At 59.4% G+C, this 26114-nt stretch carries 27 protein-coding genes; 12 read left to right on the forward strand and 15 right to left on the reverse strand.

Annotated elements, in window-relative coordinates:
* Nucleotides 1-329 precede the first annotated feature (329 nt).
* Entirely contained in the window at nucleotides 330-770 is a 441-nt protein-coding gene (locus IEY38_RS12900) for a DUF302 domain-containing protein (protein ID WP_188978384.1), read from the forward strand.
* Nucleotide 771: 1 nt separating this feature from the next.
* Complete coding sequence (locus tag IEY38_RS12905) at nucleotides 772-1332, forward strand: class I SAM-dependent methyltransferase (protein ID WP_188978385.1); 561 nt, start codon at nucleotides 772-774, stop codon at nucleotides 1330-1332.
* 100 nt (nucleotides 1333-1432) lie between these two features.
* On the opposite strand, the gene IEY38_RS12910 is transcribed toward IEY38_RS12905, so the two are convergent.
* Genes IEY38_RS12910 through IEY38_RS12940 form a run of 7 tightly spaced genes read right to left on the reverse strand, consistent with a single transcriptional unit; the run spans nucleotide 1433 to nucleotide 6721 of the window.
* Entirely contained in the window at nucleotides 1433-2122 is a 690-nt protein-coding gene (locus tag IEY38_RS12910) for an urease accessory protein UreF (RefSeq protein ID WP_188978386.1), read from the reverse strand.
* Nucleotides 2119-2700, reverse strand: coding sequence for an urease accessory protein UreE (locus IEY38_RS12915; RefSeq protein ID WP_188978387.1), 582 nt, complete (start codon nucleotides 2698-2700; stop codon nucleotides 2119-2121). The genes IEY38_RS12910 and IEY38_RS12915 overlap by 4 nt, the downstream gene beginning before the upstream one ends.
* Nucleotides 2700-3599, reverse strand: a complete 900-nt coding sequence (ureD, locus tag IEY38_RS12920) for an urease accessory protein UreD (RefSeq protein WP_188978389.1) — start codon at nucleotides 3597-3599, stop codon at nucleotides 2700-2702. Before ureD ends, IEY38_RS12915 begins: the two co-directional genes overlap by 1 nt.
* Nucleotides 3599-4222 carry an urease accessory protein UreG gene (gene ureG, locus IEY38_RS12925; protein WP_188978391.1) on the reverse strand — a complete coding sequence of 208 codons (624 nt, stop codon included), beginning with the start codon at nucleotides 4220-4222 and terminating at the stop codon, nucleotides 3599-3601. The genes ureD and ureG overlap by 1 nt, the downstream gene beginning before the upstream one ends.
* On the reverse strand, nucleotides 4219-4605 hold the full coding sequence (locus IEY38_RS12930; RefSeq protein ID WP_188978393.1) for an urease subunit gamma: 387 nt from the start codon (nucleotides 4603-4605) through the stop codon (nucleotides 4219-4221). Before IEY38_RS12930 ends, ureG begins: the two co-directional genes overlap by 4 nt.
* Complete coding sequence (ureC, locus tag IEY38_RS12935; protein ID WP_188978395.1) at nucleotides 4602-6308, reverse strand: urease subunit alpha; 1707 nt, start codon at nucleotides 6306-6308, stop codon at nucleotides 4602-4604. Before ureC ends, IEY38_RS12930 begins: the two co-directional genes overlap by 4 nt.
* Nucleotides 6305-6721 (reverse strand): urease subunit beta, encoded by a 417-nt coding sequence (locus tag IEY38_RS12940; RefSeq protein WP_188978397.1) that lies wholly within the window; start codon nucleotides 6719-6721, stop codon nucleotides 6305-6307. Before IEY38_RS12940 ends, ureC begins: the two co-directional genes overlap by 4 nt.
* A 631-nt stretch (nucleotides 6722-7352) precedes the next feature.
* Here IEY38_RS12940 and IEY38_RS12945 point away from each other — a divergent pair.
* The 7 genes from IEY38_RS12945 (at nucleotide 7353) to IEY38_RS12975 (ending at nucleotide 14506) form a co-directional block, all read left to right on the forward strand.
* Nucleotides 7353-8660: an urea ABC transporter substrate-binding protein gene (locus IEY38_RS12945; protein WP_188978399.1), complete on the forward strand. Its 1308-nt coding sequence runs from the start codon at nucleotides 7353-7355 to the stop codon at nucleotides 8658-8660.
* A 2-nt stretch (nucleotides 8661-8662) separates the two neighbouring features.
* Nucleotides 8663-9601 carry an urea ABC transporter, permease protein UrtB gene (urtB, locus tag IEY38_RS12950; RefSeq protein WP_188978401.1) on the forward strand — a complete coding sequence of 313 codons (939 nt, stop codon included), beginning with the start codon at nucleotides 8663-8665 and terminating at the stop codon, nucleotides 9599-9601.
* Nucleotides 9602-10756 carry an urea ABC transporter, permease protein UrtC gene (gene urtC / locus IEY38_RS12955; RefSeq protein ID WP_188978403.1) on the forward strand — a complete coding sequence of 385 codons (1155 nt, stop codon included), beginning with the start codon at nucleotides 9602-9604 and terminating at the stop codon, nucleotides 10754-10756.
* The gene (locus IEY38_RS12960; RefSeq protein WP_188978405.1) at nucleotides 10756-11562 is read left to right on the forward strand and encodes an ABC transporter ATP-binding protein; all 807 of its coding nucleotides are present in this window, start codon (nucleotides 10756-10758) and stop codon (nucleotides 11560-11562) included. Before urtC ends, IEY38_RS12960 begins: the two co-directional genes overlap by 1 nt.
* The gene (locus IEY38_RS12965; RefSeq protein ID WP_188978407.1) at nucleotides 11562-12260 is read left to right on the forward strand and encodes an ABC transporter ATP-binding protein; all 699 of its coding nucleotides are present in this window, start codon (nucleotides 11562-11564) and stop codon (nucleotides 12258-12260) included. The genes IEY38_RS12960 and IEY38_RS12965 overlap by 1 nt, the downstream gene beginning before the upstream one ends.
* A 177-nt stretch (nucleotides 12261-12437) precedes the next feature.
* On the forward strand, nucleotides 12438-13853 hold the full coding sequence (locus tag IEY38_RS12970; RefSeq protein ID WP_188978409.1) for a sodium-dependent transporter: 1416 nt from the start codon (nucleotides 12438-12440) through the stop codon (nucleotides 13851-13853).
* Between the two features lie 209 nt (nucleotides 13854-14062).
* Complete coding sequence (locus tag IEY38_RS12975) at nucleotides 14063-14506, forward strand: MaoC family dehydratase (protein ID WP_188978410.1); 444 nt, start codon at nucleotides 14063-14065, stop codon at nucleotides 14504-14506.
* A gap of 237 nt (nucleotides 14507-14743) precedes the next feature.
* Here the strand turns inward: IEY38_RS12975 and IEY38_RS12980 are convergent, their stop codons facing one another.
* From IEY38_RS12980 to IEY38_RS13000, 5 genes are all read right to left on the reverse strand, one after another.
* Complete coding sequence (locus IEY38_RS12980; protein WP_188978412.1) at nucleotides 14744-15502, reverse strand: creatininase family protein; 759 nt, start codon at nucleotides 15500-15502, stop codon at nucleotides 14744-14746.
* Between the two features lie 569 nt (nucleotides 15503-16071).
* Nucleotides 16072-17214 carry a GAF domain-containing sensor histidine kinase gene (locus IEY38_RS12985; RefSeq protein WP_188978821.1) on the reverse strand — a complete coding sequence of 381 codons (1143 nt, stop codon included), beginning with the start codon at nucleotides 17212-17214 and terminating at the stop codon, nucleotides 16072-16074.
* Between the two features lie 23 nt (nucleotides 17215-17237).
* Entirely contained in the window at nucleotides 17238-18674 is a 1437-nt protein-coding gene (locus tag IEY38_RS12990) for a glycosyltransferase family 2 protein (RefSeq protein ID WP_188978414.1), read from the reverse strand.
* A gap of 3 nt (nucleotides 18675-18677) precedes the next feature.
* Nucleotides 18678-19802 (reverse strand): HEAT repeat domain-containing protein, encoded by a 1125-nt coding sequence (locus IEY38_RS12995; protein ID WP_188978417.1) that lies wholly within the window; start codon nucleotides 19800-19802, stop codon nucleotides 18678-18680.
* A 15-nt stretch (nucleotides 19803-19817) separates the two neighbouring features.
* Entirely contained in the window at nucleotides 19818-20195 is a 378-nt protein-coding gene (locus IEY38_RS13000; RefSeq protein WP_188978418.1) for a response regulator transcription factor, read from the reverse strand.
* 117 nt (nucleotides 20196-20312) lie between these two features.
* On the opposite strand from IEY38_RS13000, the gene IEY38_RS13005 reads away from it, so the two are divergent.
* The gene (locus IEY38_RS13005) at nucleotides 20313-22466 is read left to right on the forward strand and encodes a hypothetical protein (protein ID WP_188978420.1); all 2154 of its coding nucleotides are present in this window, start codon (nucleotides 20313-20315) and stop codon (nucleotides 22464-22466) included.
* Nucleotides 22467-22573: 107 nt separating this feature from the next.
* On the opposite strand, the gene IEY38_RS13010 is transcribed toward IEY38_RS13005, so the two are convergent.
* Complete coding sequence (locus tag IEY38_RS13010; RefSeq protein WP_188978422.1) at nucleotides 22574-23026, reverse strand: pyridoxamine 5'-phosphate oxidase family protein; 453 nt, start codon at nucleotides 23024-23026, stop codon at nucleotides 22574-22576.
* Between the two features lie 194 nt (nucleotides 23027-23220).
* Between IEY38_RS13010 and IEY38_RS13015 the strand changes: the two genes are divergently transcribed.
* Complete coding sequence (locus IEY38_RS13015) at nucleotides 23221-23445, forward strand: hypothetical protein (RefSeq protein ID WP_188978424.1); 225 nt, start codon at nucleotides 23221-23223, stop codon at nucleotides 23443-23445.
* Between the two features lie 68 nt (nucleotides 23446-23513).
* On the opposite strand, the gene IEY38_RS13020 is transcribed toward IEY38_RS13015, so the two are convergent.
* A complete protein-coding gene (locus tag IEY38_RS13020) occupies nucleotides 23514-23945 on the reverse strand; it encodes a DCC1-like thiol-disulfide oxidoreductase family protein (protein ID WP_188978426.1) in 432 nt (143 codons plus the stop codon).
* A gap of 211 nt (nucleotides 23946-24156) precedes the next feature.
* Here IEY38_RS13020 and IEY38_RS13025 point away from each other — a divergent pair, with 211 nt between their 5' ends.
* Nucleotides 24157-25455 carry a DUF6498-containing protein gene (locus IEY38_RS13025; RefSeq protein ID WP_188978428.1) on the forward strand — a complete coding sequence of 433 codons (1299 nt, stop codon included), beginning with the start codon at nucleotides 24157-24159 and terminating at the stop codon, nucleotides 25453-25455.
* Between the two features lie 29 nt (nucleotides 25456-25484).
* On the opposite strand, the gene IEY38_RS21260 is transcribed toward IEY38_RS13025, so the two are convergent.
* Entirely contained in the window at nucleotides 25485-26111 is a 627-nt protein-coding gene (locus tag IEY38_RS21260; protein WP_229775298.1) for a hypothetical protein, read from the reverse strand.
* Between the last annotated feature and the right edge of the window lie 3 nt (nucleotides 26112-26114).

Here is a 26114-nt window from a genome sequence, read left to right on the forward strand (position 1 = left end):
GGCGCCCCCGTCGTCCCTTTGCGCAACCCCTAATTGAGCAAGGCCGTTTGAGATCGGCTACCGATTAGGCGGTAATTGTCCTGCGGGATTCCAGAAGTGTATCCGACTCAGAAATCGTGCTAGTACTCGCTACCGACCTAATTTACTGACCACTTTGTAGCCATGTCTCTTCTGAGGGGCCGGCTAGTAGTCCATATCCGGCCGACAAGCTACAGTTGTAACATCGACGAGTAGTGACCTTTCTGCTCGATAAATAGTTTAAAACCCACTCCCTGTTCCGACAGTGTATCCGAAGAGACTTTGTTCTGTAGGCACAATATAACACACTAATGGTACTCCCAATCGACCCGAGCCAGATCGACCCTGAAGACATCGGCGAACAACAGGCGACGCTCGAAATGAGTCACGAAGACGCGATCGAACACGTCCGGGACGTGTTCACCGACGCCGGATTCGGTGTCCCCGTCGAGTTCTCGCCCTCCGAGATGCTCAACGAGAAGGTCGACGCAGACCGTGATCCGTACTACGTGTTGGGTGCCTGCAACCCAGAGGTCGCTGACCGTGCCCTCGACGCGACGGACAACAAACTCGGTGCGCTCATGGCCTGTAACGTCGTCATCTGGGAGGAAGAGCCCGGACAACAGCGCGTCTATCACGTCTCGATTATGCGTATCGCCCGCCTCGTCGGGATGGCACCCGACAACGAGGAGATGGCAGACATCGTCGCCGACACCGGTGAAATCGTTGACGAGGCGTTCCAGCACCTCTAATATGGGGTATCATACGTTCGATGCCGGCCGGGCCGACAAGCTCGAAGACGCACAGCAACGGTATCGTTCCCTCTCCGCCGAAGAGCTCTGCTGGGCGCTGGCGGCCGGTAGTGACGAGACGATCGCAGACCTCGGGAGCGGGACCGGCTTCTACACTGATGATGTTGCACCGGGCGTCGACCACGTGTACGCCGTAGATATTCAAGAAGCAATGCACGACTACTACCGCGAGAAAGGTGTCCCCGACAACGTCGATCTCGTGACGAGTGGGATCGATGACCTCCCGTTCGATAGCAGTAGTCTCGACGCGGCGTTCTCGACGATGACGTACCACGAATTCGCCAGCGACGAGGCGCTGAGCGAGATTGCGCGGGTGCTCAAATCTGGTGGGACGCTCGCCATCGCCGATTGGGCGGCTTCCGGCAGTGGTCGCAACGGCCCGCCCGTCGATGAACGGTTTTCCGCTGACGAGGCCACGAACGCACTCCGACAGCACGGGTTCACGGTCGAGTTCGAGGCGGTGCGACCGGAGACGTTCTTGCTTGTTGGGAAGGCTGAATAACGGTCAACACTGAGCACCGGGACCTCTCGGTTTTTCGCTCCCTACGAAAGTCGGTTCGAGAACGGGACTGCTCGTACTGCTGCGCCCGAACGTACGAGGATTAACTGGCGAACAGCCGCCGCTCCGCACGTTCGTGCTCGGCGGCCAACACGTCTACCAGTGGGGCGAACGGCGTCATCGCATCCACTGCTCCGTCAGCACTCTCCTCGACAACGGCCGTCATCACCGGCTGTAGTTCGTCCAGAATCCGCTGGGCATCCGTGTGGCCGAGTGAGAGGAGACGCTGAGCCGCGCCCAGCAGTCCGGTGACGAAGCCGTGGCAGCATAGCAAGCAGGCCTCGCGGACGGCCACGTCGGCCAGCGCGGTCACGACGCCGAGCACAACAGCATAGTTCCCGGGTGTTTCGTCGGTGTCAACGCGCTCCGCGTACCTGTCTAGTGTCGTCTCGTCACGAAGGTCGGTCTGGAGCGAGAGCAACCGGTCGCCTGACTGCTGGGCACTCTCACGGAACTCTGCGGCCAGCGTCACGGCCGAAAGCCGCCGGTCAGCCCGACAGATTGCGTCGATATCGCCATCGGTCGCAGCGGCGTGTGCTGCCCGGAGCGCGACGAGTTCGGCGGGGCCGACTTGCCGTCGGAGGTACGTCGACAGGAGCGCTTCGAGGCCTGCCGCGTCTTCGACCCGGTCGTCCTGAATGAACTGCTCCAGCCCGTACGAGACGGTGTAGGTCCCGACTGGCAGGAACGAATCCGCGAGGCGGAACGATTCGAGCGTCGCAGCGTCGCTCACTGGTCCCCTCCGTCAATAGTACGGACGCCGTGGTCATGGGTGTGACTGGTCCCGTCGTGACTGTGACCGCTACCTCCATGGCCTGTCCCGTCACCGTGGGTGTGATCGACGCCGTCATCGTCGAACGTCGTCGGTGGGACGTGCTCGTATCGTGTCGGTACGTCCGCAGGGAGCAGGTCGGCGACCGTGGCCTCCATCCGTTCCTTCGAGTTGGTTACGGGAAACAGGGCCTCTTGCCCGCGGACCGCGAGGTTCCAGTGTCTGTTTCCGACCGCATGCCCGAGTTCCAGCGCCGCGGTCGGCGACACCTCGCTGGCAGCGAAATCGAGCACGAGGGCCTCGATTGCGGCGAGTTCGACGACGACGGGAGTGCCGTCCTCGGCTTCCAGTACATCGCCATCAGCGAGGTCGCGGGCGACCACGATACCGAGGTCCCGGCCGGCTGTCGTCTCAGTGCGGACCCGCGAGCGCTGGCGCTCGGTGTCCGAGAGTACGACAGTGGCGCTGTCAGCCGCTTCGACGGCCGCGGCGAGGGATTCGTCCTCGCGGTGGCCGAGATAGGTGTCTGCGACCAGCATCAGTACTTTCTCCCGGACGGTGCAGGCGCGTCCAATAGCTCGGTGCGTGCGTGGTCCCAGGCCGCGTGGAGCGTCGACTGGACGGTCTCGGCGCGGTCGCCGAGGGCGCGGACCGCGACGCCGGCACCGTTCGGCAACGCTGTCGCGCCGGCCCGGGCCTCACTCTCAGTGACGACTGCGTGGAGCGCGTCGCTCAGTCTGGCCTCGTCATGGTCCGGTGCGAGAACGAACGTCGTCCCGTAAACAGTGAACTCGCCCAGAACGCCGGGGGCCGTGGGGTCCTCCTCCTCGGGCGTCAGGTGGGTCGCGTCCTCGAACAGGAGGCCGTCGGGCCCGGTCCCGCACACCCGGGAGAGGTATCGTTCGAACTCGAACCGTTCGCCCCGGGCGAGACGGCCCGGGACGACCACGTCGCTGACAACGGCAGTCGCGCCGGGGGCCAGATCGACGGTCAGTTCCTGCAGGTACCGGGAATCGGCGTGGAGGATCGTCGGCTCGGGCACGTAGTCTAAGTGACCGCCAGCGCCGACGCTGAGGGTCGTGTCGGCGGCGGCGTAGTTACACGTCATCGACTGGACTTTCGTCGAACTCTGTGTCGAGACGTGTGCGACGGCCTCGTCCCCGACGGTTATCGACACGTCGTGGCGGTCACCCTGGGCGACGCCGCCAGTTGGCGACTGGATGAAGACGGTATCGGCCTCGGGGAGTGGGTCGTAGCCCAGCGTTCCCGAGATGTGGAACGGGACCGTCGCGTAGTCGTGGACCAGGGTCGTTCCCTCAGCCGTCCGCTCGAAGGTCAGTTCGAGCACGCCGTCTTTCCCGGGGGACCCCACGGCGGCCTGTGGCACCGCTTCGGTCGCATACCCCTCGAACGCCGGATGGGGCGCGTCGGCGGCCATCAGGCGAACAGCACCCCGTCGCGGACGTGTGTCAGCACCGCGTCGATATTCGTCTCGTCCTTGCAGTTGGTGAAGACGACGGGGCCGTCTCGAACCTCATTCGCGTCCCGCTCCATCACGTCGAGGTCGACGCCGACGTGGGGGGCGAGGTCGGTCTTGTTGACGACGAGCAGGTCGCAGTCGACGACTCCCGGGCCGCGTTTACGAGGGATGTCTTCGCCCTCCGCGACCGAAATGACGTACAGCGAGTAGTCGGCGAGTTCGGGGTTGAACGTCGCCGCGAGGTTGTCGCCGCCGCTCTCGACCAGCACGAGGTCCAGTTCCGGATGCTCGGCGAGGAACGAATCTATCTGCTGGAGGTTCATCGACGGGTCTTCACGGATGCCCGTGTGTGGACACGCGCCGGTCTCGACGCCGGCGACGAGGTCTTCCGGGACGACCCCGGCGAATCGCTCGCGGAGCACATCGGCATCCTCCTGTGTGAGGATATCGTTGGCAATGACACCCACATCAAGCCCCTGGTCGCGCAGTTCGGGAACGAGCGCAGTCAGTAGCGACGTTTTCCCGGAGCCGACCGGGCCGCCGATGCCGACCGTCGCCACGTCGCGGTGTGTGAGACTCATTCGTCTGTCCCCGCCGAGTCCCCACCATCGGTCGCCGCCTCTGATTCCGTCGGTTCGTCGTCGGCCGACCCGACGCTGTCTGAGCGAATCGGGTCGTGAACCGTGACCAGTTTCGTCCCGTCGGGGAACACTGGTTCGACCTGAATTATATCAATCATCTCTGGGACGCCATCCATCACATCCTCGCGGCCGAGCAACTTCGACGCGCCGGAGCGGATTTCGGCGACTGACTGCCCGTCACGACCGCGTTCGATGCACCAGTCGCTGATGTAGGCGACGGCTTCGGGGTGGTTCAGCGGGACGCCGCGTTCCTTGCGGCGCCGCGCGACCTCTGCGGCGGTAAAGACCGTGAGTCGCTCCTGTTCTTTGGCTGTAAGTTTCATAGCATGTATCGCTGCGCGAGTGGGAGTTCGGAAGACGGTTCACAGGTGACGTGGTCGCCGTCGACCCGGACCTCGAAGGTCTCCGGGTCGACTTCGATGTCGTCCGGACAGTAGCTGTTGTGCACCATGTCGTCCTTGCCGGGCGTCCGCGCACCCTCGATTGGAACGACACGGGAGTCAAGCCCGTACTCCTCGTCGATGCCGGCCTCGGCGGCCGCCGGGGAGACGAACGACAGCGAAAGGGCGTGCTTGGCCTTGCCGACCGCACCGGCGCGTTCGCGCTGGAGAATCGGCTCGCAGGTCATCAGTGACCCGTTGGCTTCGCCCATCTCCGAGTGGACCGGGAAGCCGCCCTTGAACGTCATCGCCGGCTTGACGCCGAAGAAGGCGGGGTCCCACAGGCAGATATCGGCAAGCTTGCCGGGTTCGAGTGTCCCGACGTGCTCTTCGATGCCGGCGCTGATAGCGGGGTTAACGGTGTATTTGGCGATATAGCGCTTGATACGGTGGTTGTCCGCGCCGGTCCCTTCGTCCTCGGGCAGCGGGCCACGCTGGGATTTCATCTTCGAGGCCGTCTGCCACGTCCGCGGGATGACTTCGGCCATCCGGCCCATCGCCTGGGAGTCCGAGGTCATCATCGAGATCGCACCCATGTCGTGGAGCACGTCCTCGGCGGCGATGGTCTCCGCGCGAACGCGGGATTCGGCGAAGGCCACGTCCTCCGGTACGTCGGGGTTGAGATGGTGACACACCATCACCATGTCCAGATGCTCGTCGAACGTGTTGTCGGTGTAGGGCATCGACGGGTTCGTCGACGACGGGAGCATGTTCGGCTCGCCGACCATCTCCATGATGTCTGGCGCGTGACCCCCGCCAGCGCCCTCGATGTGGAACAGGTGCATGGTCCGCCCATCGACGGCACCGAAGGTATTTTCGAGGAATCCGGCTTCGTTCAGCGTATCGGTGTGCATGCACACCTGCACGTCCTCGTCTTCGGCGACTTCGAGACAGGTGTCGATCGTCTCCGGCGTCGACCCCCAGTCCTCGTGCAGCTTCAGCCCACAGGCACCGGCTTCGACCTGCTCGCGGAGCGGGCCGGGGTCGGAGGCGTTACCCTTCCCGTAGAAGCCGACGTTGACTGGCCATTCTTCGGCGGCCTGCAGGAACCGCTTGACGTTCTCAGGGCCGGTTGTACAGGTGGTCGCGCCGCCGCCGTACCCCCCGCCAAACATCGTCGTGATTCCACCCGACAGCGCGTGTTCGTGGAGCTGGGCGGAGTTGAAGTGGACGTGGATATCGAGGCCGCCGGCGGTCGCTATCTTCCCCTCGGCTGGATACACGTCCGTCGATGGGCCAACGACCATGTCGACGCCGTCCATCGTGTCGGGGTTGCCGGCCTTCCCGATGCCGGCGATTTCCCCGTTTCGAATCCCGATGTCGGCGGCGACGATGCCGAGTATCGGGTCGATAATCGTCGCGTTCGTCAGCACCCAGTCGAGTGCGCCCTCTGCCTGTGTGACGCCGGGAGCCATTCCCAGCCCGTCGCGGAGCGTCTTCCCGCCGCCGAACACCGCCTCGTCGCCGTGAGTGCGCAGGTCCTCTTCGACTTCGGCGAACAGCTCCGTGTCGCCCAGTCGGATCTTGTCGCCCGTCGTCGGCCCGTATAGCTCGGCGTAGTTCTCGCGGTCGATATCTCGTGTCATTGGTCGGACTCCGCGTCGCCGTCGTCCGTTGCTTCCTCGCCGGTATCCCCGAACCCTGCTGCACGCATGCGTTCGACGGCGTTGCTCGTATCGCCGTCGACGCTCCCGTTGACCAATCCGTTCATTCCATGAGCGCGGCGCTTCCCGCCGATTTCGACGAGTTCGACCGTCTGCTCGTCGCCGGGTTCGAACCGGACGGCCGTCCCGGCAGGGATGTTCAGCCGCATCCCCATGGCCGCCTCGCGGTCGAACTCTAGGGCCGCGTTGGCCTCGAAGAAGTGGAAGTGCGATCCGACTTGCGAGGGCCTATCGCCGGTGTTCCCGACAGTCACTTCCGTCGTTTCCCGACCTTCGTTCAGCGACACTGTCCCCTCGCCCGGGATGACCTCGCCAGGCATGAGTCCGTCACTCATCGCGCCACCATCCCGAGGATTTCTGACTGTTTGTCTATCATCTGCCCACCTCTTTGAATACACATACTAAAATGATTGCTCTCTGCGCAAGTGACGCCTCTATATCGAGAATCGGATTAAATGCTAAAGTTTCAGACCTAGATAAAGGGGTTCGACTATCGAACTGTCCTACTTCCGGGAGTCAACACGACTCACGTCCAGTCTGTCGGCAGTGTCGACGGGGACTGCTCCTGTGACGCGGGCGAGAATATAACGGGTGATTTGCGGACTGAGAACGCAAAACTCGCCGACAGCGGTGAGCCAAGTCGATGTGACAAGATTACTATCATAATCTCTGCTTTTGCCGCATCGACCAATTAGGAAACAAAATTGCGGAAAAATCTAAATATTCTCGTTAATACTATCGGCTCAGGTGATTATTCGTCATATCCTTTGACGACCTTATACTGTCAAGACTGTGTGGTGGACAATATAAGATAAAAGTGGCAAACCTTATTTGCCACCTCCCGGACGGCAACATTGTGAGCGAAATCATGGACGAATGTCAGGATATAGTGAATAAAGAACGAAATATGGCCAATCATGATAGACACAACAGCCATAGCAAATACATCGTATCGGAGGTAAAAGCATGAGTCGGTCCCCTCTCAGCCGCCGACAGTTCCTCGGCGCGAGCGGGGCCGCACTCGTCACCGGCCTCGCCGGCTGTTCCGCCGGCGAAGGCGGGACCTCCACGGACACGGCAAGCAGCACCGACACCCTCAAAATCGGGGTGCTGGAGGACCAGTCCGGGAACTTCGCCCTCGTCGGCGACCCGAAGGCAAAGGCGTCGATGCTCGCTATCGAGGAAATCAACGCCAACGGCGGTATCGACGGGAAGCAAATCGAGACGTTCCAGCGCGACCCACAGTCGGACAATCAGCGCTATCAGGAACTCACCCGCACGGCGATCAACGAGGAGAACGTCGACGCGCTATGGGCCGGCTACTCCTCGGCGACCCGGGAGGCCATCCGTCCGATAATCGACCGCAACGAACAGCTCTACTTCTACACCACGCAGTACGAGGGCGGTGTCTGTGACGAGTTCACCTTCGCGGTCGGGCCGACCGCCCGCCAGCAACTCGGTATCGTGCTCCCATATCTGGTTGAGGAGTTCGGCCCGGACATCTACACCATCGCGGCCGACTACAACTTCGGCCAGCTCTCTGCGGACTGGGTGAAGGTGCTGGCCAACGAAAACGACGCGAACGTCCTCGGTGAGGAGTTCATTCCGCTGAGCGAGTCTTCATTCGGCTCGACGATCAACCGGATTCAGGAGGCCGACCCGGACTTCGTCATGTCGATGCTCGTCGGGGCGAACCACACGTCGTTCTACGAACAGAAAGCCTCTGCCGGGCTCGACATCCCCATCGGCACCTCGACGGCGATGGCACAGGGGTACGAGCACCGGCGGCTCGACGCCCCGGCGATGGCCAACATCTACGCCGGCGTCAACTACATGGAGGAGGTGCCGACCGACAGCAACACGGGCGACGGTGGCTTCGTCGACCGGTACTTCGAGATGTACCCCGACGCGCCCTACCTCAACGAGGAAGCCGAGACCAACTACTTCTCGACGTACATGTACAAGAAAGCCGTCGAGCAGGCCGGAACCACCGAACAGCCGGAAGTCATCGATGCCCTGGAGTCGGGAATCGAACTCGGCACCGAGGAGGCACCTGAAGTACCGGAAGGCGAGACGATCCGTCTCGACGGCGCGACCCACCACGTCGACCACCACATGTGGATCATGCGCGCCGACGACGAGCACAACGTCGAAGCCGTCGAGAACCGCCAGATCCCCGAGACGTTCCTCTCGGAGACGGCCGGCTGTAACCTCCCCGAGAACCCGGAGCAGACCCAGTACACCCCGGTGGACTACTACGAGGAGGCCGAGTAGGGATGGTAAACGGGATCAACCTCGCACTTCAGTTCCTCGACAGCTTCGCGTTCATCGTGCTCGCCGCGGCGGGGTTGGCCATTATCTTCGGGATCATGGGCGTCATCAATCTGGCACACGGGGAGTTTATTCTCATCGGTGCCTACACCGCGACGCTGGCCGTGACGCAACTCGGCCTCCCGCTCGTCGTGGCGATGCTCGTTGGCGGTCTGGTCACTGGCCTCTTCGGGATTCTGACCGAGCGGGTGATTATCTCCGGAGCCTGGCCCAATTACATCAGTCAACAGACCCTGGGCCGCGATATCATTGAACCGTTGTACGACCGTCTGGCTGATTCGATGGTTGCCACGTTTGGACTCAGCCTGATACTGACCCAGGGGGCCCGAATCCGCTTTGGCAACTCAATCGACCAGATAGCCACGCCGTTCGGCGCAATCTCGTACGGGGAGTTCTCGTACTCGACGTACCGGATCGTCCTGGCCGGCGTCAGCATCGGGCTGCTTCTGGCCACCTATTACCTGTTCACCCGGACTGACTTCGGAATGCGCGCCCGGGCGACGATACAGGATAAGGAAACGGCACAGGCAATGGGCGTCAACACCGACCGAATGTACATGCTGACGTTCGGGTTCGGATCGGCGTTGGCCGGGCTGACGGGCGCGCTGTTCGCACCAGTCATCACGATGCAGCCGACGCTGGGCGACCAGTTCCTGGTTGAGGCGTTCGTTGCCGTCGTTGTCGGGGGGCCGAGCGTCGTCCTCGGCACTGCGCTGTCGGGTGGTGTCCTCGGGGCGATTCTGGCCACGTTCTCGAACCTCTACGGGACGTTCATCGGTCGTATCGCGCTGCTCGTCGCCGCGCTCATCGCGCTCCGGTTCCTTCCCGATGGCATCACCGGCTTCATCGAACAACTGCGGCAACGGAGACAGGAGAGCGACTAGATGTCGACAGATAGTGCAACCGGCGAGGCGAACAGGTCTCTCGCGAGTCGGCTCCGGAGTCGGTTCGAGGGGCCGAACACGATAGGGGAGTCCCGCGGGTTCTGGGTCGGCTTCGTCGTCGCCGTGGCGGCGCTCGCCGTCTACCCAGCGTTCGGTGACGGCTCACAGCTGTCGCTGTTCATGGTGCTTGCCTTGCTGGGGCTTTCGCTGTCAATCGTCTGGGGCTACTCGGGCGTGCTGAGCTTCGGCCAGGTCGTCTTCTTCGGCATCGGAGCCTACACGTTCGGCGTCGTCTCGATCAACTTCGCGACCCCGGGCGGTATCACGGCTGCCGTCGTCGCCGGCATTGCCGGCGGGGGCGTCAGCGCGGCGATACTGGGCTACTTCATGTTCTACGGCGGGGTGCGAGACGTCTACGTCACCATAATCACGCTCGTCTCGACAATCGTCATGCACACGTTCATGGCCCAGACCGCGGGGTCCGAGTGGGCTATCGGCGAGGCGGCGCTTGGCGGCTTCAACGGAATGCCGGACATTCCGGTGTTGACGCTTGGCGTCGAGGGGGCTTCCTACCAGTTCATGTACAACCCGTTCCCGATGCGGGTTATCGGAATCGGATCGTTCGAGATCAGCCCGTTCTACTACCTCGTCCTCCTCCTGCTGGTCGGGACGTATCTCGGACTGCGTATCCTCGTTAACTCCGACTACGGCCGCGTGATGGTCGCTGTCCGGGAGGACGAGGACCGAACCGAGATGTTCGGCTACAACGTGACTCGCGTCAAGTTCGTCGTGTTCACGCTCGGGGGAGCGCTGGCGGGCCTGTCCGGCGTACTGTACGCTGCACGGAACGTCTACATCGACCCCACCGTGTTCTCGCTGCTGTTCGCGACGCTGCCGGTCATCTGGGTGAGTATCGGTGGCCGAAAGAGTCTGCTCGGGGCCGTCGTTGCAACGCTCGCCGTCGAATACCTCCGCATCTCGATGGCCGGAGAGCTGGCGCTGGTCCTGCTTGGGACCCTGTTGCTGGTGACGATTCTGGTCCTTCCGAGTGGCTTCGTTCCGTGGCTCCACGAGCAGCTTGTCGAAACTCGACTCGGCCCGGGCGAAGCCGGCGGGGCTGACGCACCCGACGCGTCGAGTGAGGTGAGTGATTAATGAGTGATACTGAAACCGAATCCGAGGTCGACTCGCTCGGACCGAACGTCCGACAGACCGCTGCGGAACTGGCAACGGGAGACAGAACGGAGACGCTGCTGCAGACCGACGGGCTGGTCAAGCAGTTCGGCGGATTCACTGCCACCGACGACGTGGATTTCTCGGTCGCCGAGGGAGAGCTCCGCTGTCTCATCGGCCCCAACGGCGCTGGCAAGTCGACGCTGCTGAACCTGATTACCGGCTCGTACGAGGCGACCGACGGCAGTATCTACTACAACGGCCACGACATCACCGACCTTGACCCACACGAGCGGGTCTCTCGCGGTATCAGTATGAAATTCCAAGTTCCGTCCGTGTACGGTGACCTGAGTGTCAGAGAGAACGTCAGGCTCCCCGTCCAGCAGTTCGCCGACGGGGAGAAGCGACGGCGGCTGGTCGCCGAGGCTATCGAGGTTGCGGGGCTCACCGGCTACGAGGACGTCGATGCCGGGCAGCTCTCACACGGGCAGCAACAGCAACTGGAAATCGGGATGGCCGCCGCGCTGGAACCCGACCTCCTGCTACTGGACGAGCCGGTCGCCGGCCTTGACGTGGCCGAACGGGAAGCAATCGCCGAGCGGATCACGCGGCTCAACGAGGAGCAAGGGATCGCCTTCGTCGTCATCGAGCACGACACCGACTTCGTCGCGAGCATCGCCGAAGAAGTGACTGTCCTGCACAACGGCGAGGTGTTCCGCGAAGGGCCGATCGAGGAGATAGAGTCGGACCCCGAGGTCCAGCGGATATATCTGGGAGGTGAGTCGTGATGCTCGAACTCGACGAAGTTTCCGCAGCCTACGACACAACGCCGATACTGCGGGACGTGGACCTCTCCGTCGAAGAAGGAGAAATCGTCGGCGTGATGGGGAAAAACGGCGTCGGCAAGACGACGCTCCTGAAGACGGTGATGGGATTGCTGGAGCCCAGCGATGGGACCATCAGCTACGACGGCACTGACGTAACCCACGCGAGTGCCGACGAACGCGCCCGGGCCGGTATCGGCTACATTCCGCAGGGCCGCGACGTGTTCCCCAAGCTAACCGTCGAGCAGAACATCAAGATGGGCGAGACCATCCGGTCAGACAGCGACGAAACGCTGTACGATCAGATATACGACTACTTCCCGGTCCTGGAAGAGCGGGCCAGCCAGGAAGCCGGCACGCTCTCGGGCGGGCAACAGCAGATGCTCGCCATCGGCCGCGCACTGGTCTCGAACCCTGACCTGCTCTTGCTCGATGAACCGTCTGAGGGCATCCAGCCCTCTATCGTTGACCAGATCAGTCAGGACATGCAGACGATCAACGACGACCTCGGGACGACGATTCTATTCGTCGAGCAGAACCTCGGGGTCATCCGCGAGATGGCTGACCGCTGTTACGCGATGGAGCGTGGCACAGTCGTCGACGAACTCGGCCCGTCGACGATTGCCGACGAGGACGCGATAGCGGAATATCTCGCGGTCTGAGGCGGGCTGCCATCGCAGTTTTTCGAATCCGTCGCCAGCGACAGGCGGTCGCCGTAGAAACGACTGACAGCAGTTCGGAGATATACTGGACTGTCGGCTAGCTAACTCCTTCCTAATTACACGGAAGCAACCGAATCAACAGGAACTTGAGTACCCACTGAACAGACCTGTACACGAATGTCCGATCGTGACTCATGGATATCGAACCTCGGCTTTGTACTTGCCGCCGTCGGCGGTGCAGCGGGCCTCGGGAACATCTGGCGGTTTCCGTGGCTCACTGCCGGGAACGGTGGCAGCGCGTTCCTCATCGTGTACCTGCTTGTCGTCGTCGGCATCGGCGTCCCGGGACTACTCGCTGAGTTCGTCCTCGGACGGTGCGGGCGGCAGACACCGACCGCGGCGCTTCGTTCGCTCACGGGCTCCCGCTGGGGATCGTGGCTGGGTGCGTTCAACGTCCTGACGACCCTCGTCATCCTCTCGTTCTACTCCGTCGTCGGCGGGTGGATCCTTCGCTACACACTGGTCTCTCCGGTCGGGGCATACTTCGGGCAGCCCCAGCAGTACTTCGGGGCGATGAGCTTCGGGCTCGAAGCGGTCGCTTATCACCTGCTGTTCCTCGGTATCGTCGCCGCAATCGTCTTCTTCGGCGTGAGCCACGGCATCGAACGCGTCTCGAAAGTGATGCTCCCTGGCGTCGTGATAATCCTCATCGGCCTCGCCGTGTGGACGGCCACTCAGCCGGGCACGGCCGCCGGCTACGCGTTCTATCTCAGCTTCGACGCCGACTACCTCGCCGCGAACTTCCTGAGCGTCATCGGGCCAGCGGCGGGCCAGGCGCTGTTTACCCTCTCGCTTGGTGCTGGGGTAATGCTGACGTACGCCTCGTATCTCGACGACAACGCATCTCTTCCACGAGATACGCTGGTTATCGCTGTCTCGAACACGTTCATCGGTGTCCTCGCCGGGCTGGTCGTCATTCCGCTGCTGTTTTCCCAGGGTGTCGACCCCGGACAGGGCGGCCCCGGTGCGCTGTTCGTCGCGCTCGCGACGGCGTTTGCGACGCTGCCGGGCGGGGAACTCGTCGCGACGGCGTTCTTCGCGACGGTCTTGATGGCCGCGGTGACCAGCGGGATCAGCCTGCTCGAAACGCCGGTGGCAACGCTCGTCGACAGCTTCGGCGTCCCCCGACGCCGTGCAACGGTGCTGGTCACAGTCCTGCTTGCGGCCACTGGGAGCGGGCTGGCACTCACGAGCCCGGTGTTCCAGTTCGTCTCCGGCACGCTCGCAGATCTCATGCTGACCGTCGGCCTGTTCGCATTCACTGTCATCGTGGGCTGGCTGCTCCGTGGGGAAGCGCTGGCGGAGTTCCGCGCTGGAACCGATCGCTTCGAATGGGTAGCCAGACCGTGGCTACTGACCGTTAGCTGGGTTCTCCCCGTCGTCGTGCTGTTCCTGTTGACGAACACGCTCGCGTCGCTCGCCGGAATGTCGCTGGGGCTCGGCGGCCGAGCACTTATCGCTGTGGTGGGCACTGTTGCCCTTGCTGTCGTAGTTACGAGTGGAAGCTGGAGCGACCGGTTGAGTTCGAGCTAAGTACGCCCGTCTTGATTCTGCTGCTGTTCTGAACACGTCTCCACCGAGAGGGCTTTCTTTTCCACTTTGGCTTCCTGCACATCGTTCGCCAGCGACTCCCGTATGCAGTGTAATAATTCCTAAATCCAGTATTGCCGCCATACCCGCGGAAATGCATCCTGTCGGTGGTCGCGCCGGGTTTTTTGTTTGTGCACCCTGTTCATGATCGTATGAAACTTTACGAGGATGTTTCGGTTGGTGACGTACGACAATCCGATGGATACACTGTGTCGAAATCCGAGATTGTAGAGTTCGGCGAGAAGTACGACCCGCAACCGTTCCACACCGATGAGGAGGCAGCGAAAGACTCCGTCTTCGGCGGGCTAGTCGCCTCCGGGTGGCAGACCGCCGCGATCTGTATGCGTCTCAACGTCGAGAACAGCGAGGACATGGCAACTCAGGCTGGCGTCGGCGTCGACGATCTCCGCTGGCATCAGCCGCTCCAGCCCGGTGACACGCTACGACTACGAACTGAAATCATCAACAAGCGACCCTCCGACAGCGATCCCAGCCGGGGACTCATCACAACCCGCCACGAAGGGCTGAATCAAGACGACGAGCTGGTTATTTCGTACGAAGCGACAGCCATGATCCGCCGCGAGACCGACGAGTAACGACACAGCCAAGCTGCGGGATACTTACACGTGGCTATCTCGCCTTTTTACCGTGTTCTGGCCCACAGCATCGCTCCCGCCGGAACAGTCTGAGACAGTCTGCGAGATTGCCACGTACGCATTCTGGTGTTGACGTGTATTCGAGTCGTAGTCACAAACCAGTACGCATCGGCGAGGACTGTTGGTACCGTCTTTCTCAGACAGCGCCCAAGCGGACACACACTCTCACGCCTTCGACTAAATTGCGTTGCGTTCTGCCTCGACCGCCTTGACGTACGCCTCGACAACATTCTCGATAATCGCTTCGCCGGCCTCGGTTGTCGCCGCTGTCGGATCACCGAGGACACCGTTTTCGGTGATTGATTTGAACCCTTCACTTAGCAGCCGAGCCGGCGAAATATCACCTTCAGGCCCGGGTTCGATATTCTCCGTCCTGACGAGTCCCTCATCGATGGCTAGTACAATCGCTGTTTCGGCGGCCCCAGCGTGGATTACATCCTGTTCGTACTCGATACCGGCCTTACTGAGACCCTCATTCAGCAACTGCATATGCTCGTCGAGGTCAGCGAGCGGGATCACTGAGGCTTCGAGTTCACGTGCGATGTCGGGAGCCACGGTTTTGACCGGCCCGAAGTTCCCACCGTGAGTCGGGACGAGAACGATGTGCTCGAAGCCATGGGTGTCGAGGGATCTGCAGTACGATCGGATGACATCCATCAATGTCTCGGGTGAAACGGTTATGCTACCGGGGAACTCCATATGGTGTCCCGAACATCCGGGGCGTATTGTGGGGGCCGCAAGAGCATCACCCAACTCAGTCGCCATTCGGCGCGAGAGTTCGTCCCCGTCCAGCGTATCCATATTCAGTGGCAGGTGTGGGCCGTGTTGTTCGATCGAACCGACCGCTATGACCACGGTCTGTGTTCCGTTTTCGATGGCGGATTCAATTTCTGGCCATGCCAGTTCCTCAAGACACACTGACCTGCGAGAAGACATTGTTGTCAATTATCTGGTTTGTAGTAAATACCTGCCGAAACCTGAACATGATTACCCATCAGTCGGCAGCGGGTCCGCTGGCAGCTCGCTTTTTATGCTGAGTATCTTCGCTCCGGTTGATTGAGTCCGATGCCGTTGTCGGTTTTGCGTACCGACTGTGATGGCCTCGCACCTGAAGAGAACGATCTGGAGGCAATAACTGGAACTGACTTCCCCCGGACGATTCCCTCGCTGTTAGCCTTCGACACAATCAGTGCAACGACTAGCACCGGGAAGCGAGGACTGACCACACTCTGTGCACGCATCGAGGCCCGCGCTTGGCTTCTCCCGTGGGACAGGTATCGTGTCCAGTGCTTTTCGCAATCGCTTCTTCATGTAACACCATATGCAGTCCTATATTTTAATATTTGGGGAGAATATCTGATTGAGAGGGCAACTAGACGCATAACTATCCATAGTCTTGGATGAATGTACTGAGATGTCGTTCCATATGTGCGCAATTAAACAAAACCCGTCTAGTCTGGCGACGCTACACTTTGTACCCGTACTGATGGACGAATGACATGAAGTCAGACCGTCTTGCCAGCTTTCGTGGCCGTCCCAATGTCTGAGAAGATGAATTTGGTTTCTTCGGGCGTCGTTTCTACGTCGCCCTCCCAGCCATGCCCAGAAACGATTCGCTCTACGATCAAGAGGCCAAGGCCGACTCGATTCTGGCCGAAAGAGCCACCAAACACCGACTCTGCTATCGATTCTGGCAGTTCAGGTCCGTCATTACTGACCTCAAATCCGGTCTCCGTGCCCCGGACCGAGACTATCACATCCTCCCCACAATGCTCTTTGACATTGCGGAAGAGATTCTCGAATAGTTGTTGGAGACGCGATCTATCAGCCATAATCGTACGACTGTCAGAAACAGTCAATGTGGCGTTCGGCGGCGAAACGATATCCCATGCGTCACGTGCAATCGCCGCGATATCGACCGGCTCTCGCTCTCCGACATCTGCACCGTCGCGGGCCAGTGAGAGTGTATTTGTGATGAGTGTCTCAATCCGGTCTAAAGAGTCAAGCACTGTGTGTAAGTGCGTCGCAACTGAGTCAGGCACAGATTCCAAGGCATATTCTGTGTATCCGATCGCAGCCGTCAGTGGGTTCCGAATATCGTGTGCAAGCACTCCGGCGAACTCGTTAAGTCGCTCATTTTGCGCTTCGACAGTCTGGTAGTGTTTGTGCCGCTCTATTTCGTAGCTGATCCACTGCGTTAATAACTCGACGAACTGCTGTTCTTGCTCTCCAAAGTCGCGCTTTCGAGGGCTGTCGTCAGAGTAACAAAGCGTTCCATATGTTTCACCGTCGACCAGTATTGGTGAGCCGATATAGCACTGCAACCCGGTAGCCTCTGCAGCGATATCATCAGCATATTCCGAAGCGTCTGCATCCGATACAATCAGCATCTCGCGGTCGTTGACAACGTGTCGACACCACGTTTCGTCAAGATTGTGGACTGTCCCGGCCGCGTAGTCTCCCGTCTCAATTGTCGATCCAACAACATTGTACTCTCCTTCAGCCGTGTATGAGAGCACGCCATAAGCCAGCCCCAGCCGATCACGTCCGATTGTTATCGCCTGCTCGATTTTTTCATCTAATGACAATGAACGATTTGCGCCGAGTTCGTACAGGTCTCGAAAGTAATCGTCAGCATCCGCTGCCATAGCCATTTGGTTACATATGTCACTCACCTATCTTTATGGTTTTCAACGCTGAACCCGCCTCGCTCCATGACGCCCCAGCTATCTACCCCGCGGAAATACTCGAGGAGGCCCTGCCAGGCCACGATAGTCTTCCACTGTCGGTAACCGAAGTTTTCCAGCACGCCGTACCACAGTAGTCGTCCTATCTGTCGTGGATCTTCGTATCGGTTGAAACTCCAGACTTCGCTGAACACGCCGAACCATGACAGGAATATCCCAAACCCAGTCGTCAGCAAAAAGAAAACAATGAAAAATTCGATACTCAACACCCCAAAGTACCACGCAAGCGGGAGAATAATATATCCTAACCCTTCGATAAGTGGGCCAAACATCTCCGCTGCGACAAAGAACGGAAAAATGACTGTTCCAACGCGGCCGTACGATGGGTTAAATAGCATTCCTCTGTTCGTGACAACCGTCTCAACCATTCCACGGAACCAGCGACGGCGTTGGCGGCCGAGCACGCGTCTACTGCTTGGAACTTCTGTCCAGGCGACCGGCTCGGGCACAAAATCAACAGTGTATTCCCGACCTTCATCGGTCAGATACCGGTGGAGGCGAACGATGATGTCGAAGTCTTCTGTGATCGTGTCATGGCGGTAGCCACCGATTTCCCGGACAACGTCGGTTCGAAAGAGACCGAAAGCACCTGAGATGAGAATCAATCCGTTAAGCCGATTGAGTCCGAGTCGGCCGGAGTAGAACGCACGGAGATACTCCATTACCTGTAGTCCTGGGAGCCCAGTCTTCGGAAGATTCACCTCTTTGACGAGGCCATCTCTGACGCTACATTCGTTTGCCACTCTGATGACGCCGCCCGTCGCAACCGTCGTCCCCGGCCGCTTGAGAAACGGTTTGACAATCTGCAGTAAGGCATCTCTGTCGATAAGCGTATCCGAATCGACTGCACAGAACAGCGGCATCTCTGTCAGCCAGATACCAGCATTAAGTGCGTCACTCTTACCACCGTTTACTTTGTCAACAACCAATAGCTCTTCATATCGGGTTGACCGGTATGTCCCGTGTATCTCTTCGCTAGGCACTTCGAATGGCACCTCTGCCTCGATTTCCTTGAGTTCAAACCGTTCAACCAACTTCTTGAGCGTTGCATCAGTTGACCCATCGTTGACGACGACAACCTCGAGTTCTGGGTAGTTCAGCGACAGCATCGACTGGACACTCTCTTCAATGGTTGCTGCCTCGTTGTAGGCTGGAACAACCAAGGCAATACCCGGATAAAACGGGCTGGCAAACCGCCTGAACGGCTCATCCCAGTTTGCCTCGCGAACGTTGTCGCGTAGCTCGAACAGAGCCAGGATATGGAGACAGAAATAATAGCCGTTTACTACGAGATAGTACGCAAGAACGAACAGTCCAGTTACGCCGAACACCGTGACGGCCAGATGAGTCGTTGAATGCATTCGTTATCCCTGGGTGGCCCGGGTGTGGCCCCGGGCGACACTATCGTATGATGCGTGTTCACTGCTCCATTCCCAGGCAGCGCCGAGAATGGCCGGTCCACTATGACCGATCTGATCCTGTCGCCGCACCAGTGCGTTCGTTCCACGGACTAACGCCCGTGGATCCTCTTCCGAAACAAGCGCATAGAGAAGGATTGTCACTGCCTCTTGATCGCCCCATGAACCCAGCATCTCGTAGACAGCACCCCGAACACGCGGCGAGGAATCAGCCGTGGCCCGGGCCAGAAACCGTGAATCCCGAAGTTCCGGCCGCCAACCAAAACTGCCAAGCGCACTTGCTGCGGCCGCTCGTACACCCTCATCATCAGCCTCTAAATTGGATGTCAACCACGACACATCTGCTGTGCGAATGCCTGTCCCGAGTTGTCCGTGAACGAGTAACACCTGCGCCAACAGTGCATCTGACCACGCCTCGTACCGGTTTGCTGCAAGTGCAAACATCGCATCAGGGGCCTCCCGGGCAAGCCGATACAGTGTATCTTGCCCGAAGACACTGAACTCTGTTGTCGCCCCATCCAGCAGTAACTCGACGCCCGCTGCAGGGGTATCTAGCTGTCCGGTCTGAAAGAGAAGGCGCGCAACGGCCGCTCGCTCAGCCTGTGTCGTTGGCTCGTAAGATGCCGCATGGTACGGGTCTGGATCATCTAGTCTGATGAGCCACGTTAACGCCTGTAATCGAACGAACGTATGACCACGTTCTAAATCAGCTCGAGCCTCATCTGGGATGCCCAATGCGACACCGAGTTGCTTGAGTGAGTCGGCTTCGCTCCCGTCCAGTTCACGGAGATACTCTGCTAGAAGTTCCGTCGCGACGCTCCGTTCTGTCTTCGAAAGAGTAGGAGCCCATTCGTCCCACTTCGGTTCTGGTGCAAAGGCTCTGCTGAGTAGCTCGCTTTGCACGTCCGAGCGCACACGACTCCGCTGTGTGGCCTTGAGAGACCGGTAGCTCGACAGCCCCATTGTGAGTGCAAGCGAGACTATGAGTCCGATTCCAACGAGAAGTCCCAGAACAGAGAGGATGACACTGATGGGTACAGAATACTCACCTACTGCCACGGCACCCTGCATCACCGGCACTCCTGCTCACGCCGTCGCATATCTTCGAACCCGAGCTAGCAGCTCTTGCGCACGAAACGGCTTGGTGACGTAATCATCCGCGCCGGAGTCAAACCCTTCCAGTACATGTTCTTCCTGGCCACGCGATGTAAGCATAACAATTGGTAAGTCCGAACGCACGGTCAACTCACCGCCCCGGATCATCCGTACCAGTCTAGTCCCGTCGAGACGCGGCATCATCACATCACAGATAGCCAGCGCTGGTTCATACTCCGTATCAAGCAGATCGGCCGCAGCCTGACCATCCTCACAAACGCGGACAGTGTAGCCTGCACTCTCCAATCGATGGGTGAGTAACTGACGAAGGGTTTCATCATCATCGACTATGAGTATTTCATCACCCATTTGTTATTGTAACTACTGTTTGCAGAGTCAAAAGTCCGTCTAATAATCTGCAGTGACTAATAGTCGCTACCCGTTGAAGAGCAATAGAGTAATCAGATACAGAGCCATATGCTATCTATGGAACGTCGCCGCTTTCTCGCGTCTGTCGGTGTGACTGGGGCTGCCGGTGTTGCGGGGTGTTTAAGCGAGAACGGTAATCAACCGATGTTTCAGGTTCGTCGGAAAGGGTTTGAGCGACTCACTGACGACGGGTATGAACCGCTGACCGTTCGTGGCCTGAACATTGGTATGGCAAAGCCCGGCTATTTCCCAGGGTCGGCAGCCATTACACGGGACGAATACGACCGCTGGATAGCGGATATCGGCGCTATCGCCAATGTGATACGAACCTATACGATCCATCCTCCCGAGTTCTATCACGCCCTTGCAGCGTACAACGCGGATGCAACCGATCCGTTGTACCTCTTGCAGGGAACGTGGGTACCACACGAGCCACTAGTCACCGCAGGCGATGCAACCAGCATCGCAGACACAGTCGATCAGGAGCTACAGCGTACCGTGGACGTTGTCCACGGTGACACGACTCTTCCGGACCGACCCGGGCATGCTGGTGGTGTCTACGATGCTGATGTTCACGAGTGGCTTCTGGGGTATTTATTCGGTATCGAGTGGCCACCATCCGTGGTCGAGGCAACGAACCAAGCCAACGACGCTGGGACGTACAGCGGGTCGTACGTACAGAGTGATGGGAGTGCCTTCGAGCGGTGGCTTGCGGAGCGGTTAGACGGCGCTGTCGCACACGAGACCACCAACCATGACTGGCAAGCCCCTGTCGGGTTCGTCAACTGGGTGACGACTGATCCGCTGGAGCATCCGTATGAGCCATTTGTAGACGAAGATTCGGTCACGATTGATCCGGATACTGTCACCACAACTGACGAGTTCGATCCGGGCACGTTTGCGGCATACCACGTCTATCCATATTATCCCGACCTGCTCAATGAAACACCGGACTACGTCGACTTTATCGACCACCGTGGTGAGCCCAATAGCTATGCCGGCTACCTCAATGACTTGGTCAGTGTGACAACCCATCCCCTCCTCATCGCTGAGTTCGGAGTGCCGAGTTCACGGGGTATCGCACACCGTGACGTACATGGGCGTCATCAGGGCCAACATACTGAGCAGTCCCAGGGCGAGATCGTCGCGGCGATGTACGAGGACATCGTCAAAGCAGGCACCGCAGGCGGCGTTGCGTTCGCATGGCAAGACGAGTGGTTCAAGCGGACGTGGAATCTCGATGCCCGCTCGGTCCCGGGTCGCCGTCCGTACTGGTCAAACATTGAGACTCCCGAACAGCGATTCGGATTGTTGGCGTTTGAGCCGGAGAATGCGGTTTCCCTGTCCGGCAACAGCTCAGACTGGGACGACGCCACTGTGATCAAGCCACAAACAGCAGCCAATGTTCCAGCCGATCGACAACTCGAGGAGTTCCGCATCTCACACAGTTTAGAAGGATTAGAGATGCGAGTAACGCTCGGTGACGTAGCCGACCCGATAGACTGGAGTAGAGTGAATATCATCCTGACAGTCGGCCTACGTGGGGAAGAGACGTCTCTCCCGCTCAACACGGATGCGACAGCCGCCGCTGACTTTGTCGTTCACCTGAGTGGGCCAGCGACATCCCGCTTACTGGTCCAGTCGTCGTTCGACGCGTTCGCCCGCGAATTCGGTTCTCAGGCGGGCTTACCAGTGCAGGAATATCGCGACGGAACGGCGGGATTCGTTCCGGTACGCGAGCCTATCAATCGTGGATACACCGTCCCAGCGACCGGCGATGTGGTTCCGTTCGAGGCCGTCGAAACGGGACAGCTCACCTACGCGAACGGGGACCCGTCATCGCCAGATTACAATTCGCTCACTGATGTCCACGTCAGTCCGGCGGACCGAACAGTTGAGGTGCGACTTCCCTGGGTTCTACTGAACGTTGCTGATCCGTCAACCAAACAGCGAATCGCATCGGACTGGTCCGACGGTCTTGAAACAACGTCTTTCGAGACAGTAACAGTTGGCGCTGCAACGTATCGTCCGACCACAGATGGACGACAGGCGCAGACCATCGATGGCACAACAAATCTCATAGACGCTCTCCCTGGACGCAACGGTACGACAGTGGACACAGCCACGTACAGCTGGGAACAGTGGAACCAGCCATCATATACCGAGCGATTAAAACAATCATATGACGTTTTGCAGAACTCGTGGAGTTAGCTTGCTGTGAAATCCCCGCGCTCGTGCCCACATGGCGACTCGTTCATGTCCATGGCAGCGTTAACTATAGCATGGCCCGTCAGCACAGGGCTAGAAAAGACACACAATCACTGCTGTCCGACAGCGCGGCCTGAACGTTCCTGGACTTTCAGTGCCCATACGTTGGGATTCTCCTGTAGTTCATACTCAGAGAGAAGGTTCGACTGGTATGCGTTATCGGCGAGTGACTCACGTGCGGTGTCCCATTCGTCGATTTTGATGCGGTTGAGCGGTCCGGCGACGATCACACTTCGCCATGCGCCGTCTGGGCTAATATCGAAGGTAGTAAAACTCGCGATATCGGTCTGCTCCGCGTAACTCTCTTTCCGGAGTTTGGTGGTTGCGCCCAAAAACACGAAGTACAGGGTGTCCTCTCCATCGTACCCGAAAGATAGTGGCACGCCGTATGGCACTCCCTCAGCGGCCATCGACAGCACACCAACACCTCTCTCGGTCAGCACTTTGTCAATGATCGATTCTTCCAACTCTGCGCCCAATAATGGTTGGTAATCTGAACTCATAATCAAAATATGTTCTTGATACTGAATTAAACCCGGAGACGATTCTCGGGTACTCGGAATGCGACTCTTAATTAACGAACCCGGGGAAGCGCAGGAGCACAGACCACCAATTCAACAACTGACAAGCGACAGCAATCCCTGTCACCTGCTACCTGAGTACGAGGCTTTGTTACCTGTCAGTCCGAACAGGAGGTATGGCAATCGACCCACTGACGAACGACGACGTTCTGGCGGTCCTCGAAGATTGCGAGGCGACGGCGGTCCCGACAGCACACATCTCTGCACGCCTTTCGGCCCCGAAACCGTATGTCACGACACATCTCCAGCAACTCGCTTTGAAAGGTCTGGTCGGGTTCAACACACACAGGGGTGTTCGCCGCTGGCGGCTTACAACCGCCGCGAGGGCAGCTAGTGAGTAAGGCACAGGTGCCTTCCTGCTATCGTCTCGTTACCACTGCTTCAGAAAACGCTGGGAAAGAACAGACGATTATGCGTCGGCGCGAATGTCCCGACCAACGGCGTTCCTCGCAAGCGTCTCGAAGCGGTCTTGCGCGTCGTCTGTCAGTGCGTATTGCTCGTGGACATCGTCGGGTTCTTTCCCGCGCCCACTCGCCAGCCCAACGACGTGGGCGATTCTCTCGTAGTTCTCTCTGACGAGCGAACCGACGAGATCGGGGAGCCCGGCGCGGCCGGCGAGTTCTTCGGCGGCTGCGCGGCCCGCGAACACCTGCTGTGCCGGCCGGTCGACTAAAACCATCGCAAACGGCGGCTCGTCGAACTGGGCCGTCAGAAACGACTGGGCCGACTCATCGTACCACGAGATCGCGCCGATATCGTCGACCTGTTCGAGGGCTTTCGCAGCCACCGAGCAGTACGGACATTCGCCGTCGTAGATGAGCACAGAGCTAAAACGGGCCATACGTCTACTAGGGGTTCTCGCCGCATATATCGTTGGATTGGGAGTGTGCAGGTAGTGCCAGTGGCTAGTTCGGACAGCGACTGGTCTGCCTGTATTCCCTGAACTGCCACCTACATGAGCCGAAGTTGTGTGCTGACTCTTGCCCTGCTACCTGACGCAGTCGGCTGTGCAATCAGTTCGTTCATACGTCACTAGCTATCACCATAGAATAATGCCCTCCCCCGGACGGATTCTCCGTACAGAGGATAGCCGTCGGACGGAACTACTCGGCACTATCGTCTCGAATTCGCTTCCGATCGTCGGTGTTGCGTTTCTCGACTGGAGTGCGGCTGCATTGCTGTTTCTCTATTGGTTTGAGCTTGGCGTCGACTCGGTCTGGGCACTCGTCCGGGCAGTGTTCGCCGGTCGCCCGCCGGAGATTGAGACTGGCACTTTGCTTGTAGGGCCGCTGGCACAACGGCAGTTCTCCCTCGCTATCCCGCGAACCGATCTGCGAGTCTATTTCATGACCCTGCTCGTGCTCCCGGTTACTGTTCTCATCCTGGTGGTCGTCTGGTTGTTTACTGGGGCCTTGCTGATTGGCCCGCTGCCGGAACCCGGCACGGAGACGGTAACTGGTGTGCTGCTGGCAACTGTCGGAATTTTCGTTCTGACGGGCGTCACTACGGTACGGAATTACTTCTACAACGGGGAGTATCGGAAACATAACTCGACGACGGCGTTTCGTGGCCTGTTACCTCGGATATGTACCGTCTTTTTCGGCGGCATACTCACTTTGACACTGATAACAGCAGCTACGGAGGGGCCTGAAGCGGAACTCGGCAGTCTTGACCCGACTGTCGTCGGACTCCCACTGTTACTCATGGTCGTCTGTCTCAAATTCACGTCTGATCTCTTGGGCGTCTATAGCGACCGTCTTGCCGTCTATTTCAAGTCGTACGATCAGGAATACGGCTGGCAAACGGCCCCGCCGAAGGCACGATCTATCGACAAGACACTCGCTGATGCACCTGAGCGAGTTCGTCCGGTCCGTTGGGGACGAGTCATCGGCGGCCTCCTCAGATTCCCATCTCACCCAGGCAGCCTGCTTATCGGTGGTATGGGGCTGCTTGTTGCGGTCCTGTTTGCAATCGGCAGTGCCTGGGATATCGTCGCCGTGATCGTTGTCGCAAGCGTTAGCATCCCGGTTTTCCTGCTGTGTCTCGACCAGCTATTGCGATACGGAACGATCGAATACCGAATCGACGCTGACGCCGGTGTGCTCGTCGCATATGACCGTCTGTTTGGCACGGCACTCTGGCGCGTCGAGTCGGGGGAGGAACGCAGCCTCCGCGTTGAGAAGACGCCGCTTGATTCGCTGCTCGGCACAGAGACGGTTACTATTGAACACGCTGAAGGCGAGTATATACTGCCACATTTGCCTGATACCGCCTCAGTCGTCGCGGCGTTTGACCGACAACCCGAGCGGTCAGAACAGATATTCCCCGGTCGGGCTGGGGTACTCGGGTGAGTCGTTTGAGTGGCCTGTGGCGGGCTTCGTTATCTATCATTGGCGATCGTGTTGTCGGTCCATAGGTCATAGCCGACGACCAGCGCCATGCCACTCGTCGGAATAATCAACAGTAGCCTGCCAACGGGTGAGAAGTCAATGCCGGCTATCGAGAGACCGATGTATGCCACAGCCAGTACCGGTGGGACAGTGAGTGCAGCACCGAGTCGAGTGCTGTCCGCCCGGAGGTAGCCAGTGCCCCAGCCGACGAGTCCCAGTATTATAAGCGGAATCGCGAGCGCCAAGATGAGGAGCGCGGTGAGCTCTCTCCCGATATCGTTTGTCCCGGCTGTTGTGAACAACAGCGTTCCGAGTAAACAGGCTCCAGCCCCAACGAGAGCACTGAATGCGAGCACGCGCTGTAAGCGAGACATCGACGCGCTGTCACGCCTGAGTACTGTGCCCAGCCCGACTAACAGCAGCGCATTCGCGGTTATGATGAGTCCCGGTCTGAGCGTCCGTTGTACCCAAATTGCGCTAAACGGCGGTGGGTTGAACACATACGAATCACCCGGCCGCGGTGTCGGCCAAAGTTCGAGCGGCACTGCGGTGATGAGCAGACAGACTGCACTCAACCCAAGCAGCGGACCGGCCAACCGATATGAGCGACGCCACATGGC

Origin of the sequence: Haloarcula sebkhae (assembly GCF_014647415.1) — an archaeon.
In the GTDB taxonomy this organism is placed as follows: Archaea; Halobacteriota; Halobacteria; order Halobacteriales; family Haloarculaceae; genus Haloarcula; species Haloarcula sebkhae.